This window comes from Kitasatospora sp. NPDC001539 (assembly GCF_040298565.1).
In the GTDB taxonomy this organism is placed as follows: domain Bacteria; phylum Actinomycetota; class Actinomycetes; order Streptomycetales; family Streptomycetaceae; genus Kitasatospora.
Window position 1 is genome coordinate 1 of sequence record NZ_JBEPAK010000413.1, and the last position, 3561, is coordinate 3561.

Annotated in this window: 3 protein-coding genes; 2 read left to right on the plus strand and 1 reads right to left on the minus strand. The window is 74.6% G+C overall.

Annotated elements, in window-relative coordinates; translation table 11 throughout:
• Positions 1-33: 33 nt before the first annotated feature.
• Positions 34-483, minus strand: a complete 450-nt coding sequence (locus tag ABT247_RS32595; RefSeq protein ID WP_350750063.1) for a VOC family protein — start codon at positions 481-483, stop codon at positions 34-36.
• A gap of 142 nt (positions 484-625) precedes the next feature.
• Here ABT247_RS32595 and ABT247_RS32600 point away from each other — a divergent pair, with 142 nt between their 5' ends.
• Positions 626-1549: a DUF4231 domain-containing protein gene (locus ABT247_RS32600; protein ID WP_350750066.1), complete on the plus strand. Its 924-nt coding sequence runs from the start codon at positions 626-628 to the stop codon at positions 1547-1549.
• A 160-nt stretch (positions 1550-1709) separates the two neighbouring features.
• Positions 1710-3422 carry a hydrogenase maturation protein gene (locus ABT247_RS32605; protein WP_350750069.1) on the plus strand — a complete coding sequence of 571 codons (1713 nt, stop codon included), beginning with the start codon at positions 1710-1712 and terminating at the stop codon, positions 3420-3422.
• The last annotated feature ends 139 nt before the right edge of the window (positions 3423-3561 follow it).

Below are 3561 nucleotides of genomic sequence, written 5' to 3' on the forward strand. Positions count from 1 at the left end.
CCGCCCTCCGGCCCGGAGGGCGGGGCAGCGGCGTCACTGGACGTCGAACTCGTTGCCCTCCGGGTCGGCCATGGTCGTCCAGGTGCCGGCGGGTTCGCTGACCTCGCGCAGGACGGTGGCGCCGAGGGCCCGGAGGCGGGCGACGGTGGCCGCGCGCTCGACCGGGCCGGGGTGGAGGTCGAGGTGGAGGCGGTTCTTGGCCTGCTTCGCCTCGGGGACGGCCTGGAAGAGGATGCGGCGCCCGAGGCCGGTGCCGGAGGCCGGGTCGTACGGGTCCTCGGGGTGGCGGACGGCGGCGAGGGTGCGCCAGGCGGGCCGGCCGTCGAGTTCGGTGACGGCCTCCGGGGTGACGGCGCCGGCGTCGAGCAGGCGGGCGACCAGGGCGCTGTGGTCCTCGACGGTGTAGTCGAGGGCGGCGCCCCAGAAGGCGGCCTGGCGGTGCGGATCGGCGCAGTCGATGACGAGCTTCCAGTGCAACGGCATGTAACCGGTTCTACCGGTTACCGGCCCGCGAGGCAATCACCGCAGGTCCTGCGGCGCCGGGCGGATGTCAAAAAGGCGACCGTGTAGGGCAGTTGGCCGTGGGCATACTGCCTGGACGGAGAAGGGGGAGGGGGCTCGACCCATGGTGCAACAGGATCCGCCCGGGGGAGTCGAGGCGAGGCTGCTGCCGGAACTGTTCTGGCGCGCCGACAAGGCCTCGCTGGACGGGCAACGCGAGACGCTGCGGTGGCACCGGGGACTCATCGCGATGCTGGTGATCGCCGCGCTGATCGGGTCGCTCCCCGGCCCGGACCACAAGGGCGACAGCGACATCAAGCCACTGTTCTCGGTGGCCGCGTTCCTGGTCGCCGGCTACTTCTGGTCCCGGCTGCGCCGCAGCAACCCGCAGGGCCGCTGGTACGAGGCCCGGGCGGCGGCCGAGTCGGTCAAGACGCTGGCCTGGAAGTACACCGTCCGGGCCAGGCCGTTCGACGGCGAGGCCGAGTCGGCGGACGCGGACCGCGGCTACCTGCTGCAGGTCGAGGACGTGCTGCGGGCCTTCGAGGACCCGGAGATCGTGCCGCCCGGCACCGTCCCGGAGATCACCGAGGAGATGCGCCGCGCCCGGGCCGACAGCCTGACCGCCCGGCGCACGCTCTACCTGCGCACCCGGGTCGAGGGCCAGCGCACCTGGTACCGCTCGCGCGCCGAGTCCTGCGAGTCCCAGGCGGTCTCCTGGGGGCTGGGCATCGCCGCGCTGATCATCATCGGTGCGGCGGCGGCGATCGCCCAGGCCACCGGCGCCCTGGAGGTGCACGTCTTCGGCGCCAGCTCGGCGGCGGCCGCGGCGATCATCGCCTGGACGCAGCTCAAGCAGCTGCGCCCGCTGGCCGCCGCCTACCAGTTGGCCGCGCGCGAGCTGGAGAACGTCGGCAACCAGCTCTCCGACCTGGACCTCCGGGCGCCGGACGCGGAAGCGCGCTGGGCCCGGCTGGCCGCGGAGGCGGAGGACGCGGTCTCCCGCGAGCACACCACCTGGCGGGCCCGCCGGGCGTTCCCGCGGTAGGCGACGCGGGGGGAGGGGCTGGGGAGATACCGCGAAGCGGGGTGCACAGGTGTGCGGGATGCGTGAGGGTCGGGCGCTGAGGCACCGAACGTAACCGTTACGTGTCCATGCCCTGGTTTCATCGCCACCGCGCACCCGAAGTCGCTGCCCGGAGGCCCCCTTGCGCATTCTCCTGATCGCCACGGCGTTCAACAGCCTGACCCAGCGCGTCCACACCGAGCTGCGCGAGCGCGGCCACCAGGTCGCCGTCCAACTCGCGCTCGGGGACGACCAGATGCGGGCCGCCGTGGCCCGGGTCGACCCGGAGCTGATCCTCTGCCCGATGCTCACCAAGGCCGTCCCGGCGGACATCTGGTCCTCCCGGACGGTCCTGATCGTGCACCCGGGCCCGAAGGGCGACCGGGGCCCCTCCTCGCTCGACTGGGCGATCACCGAGGGCGCCTCCCACTGGGGCGTCACCGTGCTGCAGGCCGTCGAGGAGATGGACGCCGGCGACATCTGGGCGTCCGTCGAGTTCCCGGTGCCCGACTGCGGCAAGAGCGAGCTGTACCGGGGCGAGGTGGCCGACGCCGCCGTCGAGGCCGTCCTGCTCGCCGTCCAGCGGTACGAGGGCGGGCTGTTCACCCCGGAACCGCTCGACTACAGCCGCCCGGACGTGCGCGGCAAGCTGCGGCCCTTCCTGCGCCAGGAGGTCCGCCGGATCGACTGGGAGCAGGACGACACGGCCACCGTGCTGCGCAAGCTGCGCGCCGCCGACTCCCAGCCCGGCGTGCTGGACGAGCTGTACGGCCGCGAGTTCTTCCTGCACGGCGGCCACCCCGAGGACGAGCTGCGCGGCCCGGAGCCCGGTGCCGTCCTGGCCACCCGGGACGGCGCGATCTGCCGCGCCACCGTGGACGGCGCGGTCTGGATCCCGCAGTTGCGCCCGCGCCGCACCCCCGGCGGGCCGGCCACCTTCAAGCTGCCGGCCGCGACGGTGCTCGCCGACGAGCTGCACCGCGTCCGCGAGGTGCCGGTGACGCCGGCCGCGGCCGGCCGCCGGGACACCTGGTCGGAGCTGCGCTACCGCGAGGAGGGCGACGTCGGCTACCTCGAGTTCGCCTACGCGGGCGGGGCGATGAGCACCGAGCAGTGCCGCCGGCTGCTCGCCGCCTACCGCACGGCCGCCGACCGGCCCACCTCGGTGCTGGTGCTCGGCGCACCCCGGGACTTCTACTCCAACGGGATCCACCTCAACGTCATCGAGGGCGCGGCCTTCCCGGCGCTGGAGTCCTGGGAGAACATCAACGCGATGGACGACCTGGTCGAGGCGATCCTGACCACCGGCGACAAGCTGACCGTCGCCGCACTGGCCGGGAACGCGGCGGCCGGCGGCCTGATGATGGCGCTCGCCGCCGACGAGGTGTGGTGCCGGGAGTCGGCGGTGCTCAACCCGCACTACCGGCTGATGGGCCTGTACGGCTCCGAGTACTGGACGTACACCCTGCCCGCCCGGGTCGGCGCCGAGCAGGCCGAGCGGCTCACCACCGAGGCGCTGCCGGTCGGGGCCGAGCACGCCCGCCGGATCGGCCTGGTGGACCGGACCTTCGGCGGGGACGCGGGCGAGTTCCGCCGCCGGGTCGCCCGGGAGGCCTCCCGGCTGGCCGCCTCGCCCGAGCTCACCGGGCGGCTGGTGGACAAGAAGCGCCGCCGGGCCGAGGACGAGGAGACGAAGCCGCTGGCCGAGTACCGGGCGGAGGAACTGCGCCGGATGCACGCCAACTTCTACCGGGCGGGCGAGCCGTACCACGCGCTGCGGCGGGACTTCGTGCACAAGGTCTGCCCGGTGGCCACGCCGGAGCACCTCACCGGTCTGCTCGGGCGGCCGGAGTGACGGGCCGGTAGCGGCGCCCAGGGCCGGCCCGGAGCGGGACCGGGCGGACCCGTCGGCCCGGCCCCGCGCCCGACGGGAAACGCCCGACCCGCCTCCCCCCGGCCACCGGGTCCCGGGACGCCGACGGTCAGCCGAAACC

What these genes read in the sequence shown, in the direction of transcription:
- ABT247_RS32595 (WP_350750063.1), bottom strand. Translation starts at nt 483, where the DNA reads ATGCCGTTGCACTGGAAGCTCGTCATCGACTGCGCCGATCCGCACCGC.
- ABT247_RS32600 (WP_350750066.1), top strand. Translation starts at nt 626, where the DNA reads ATGGTGCAACAGGATCCGCCCGGGGGAGTCGAGGCGAGGCTGCTGCCG.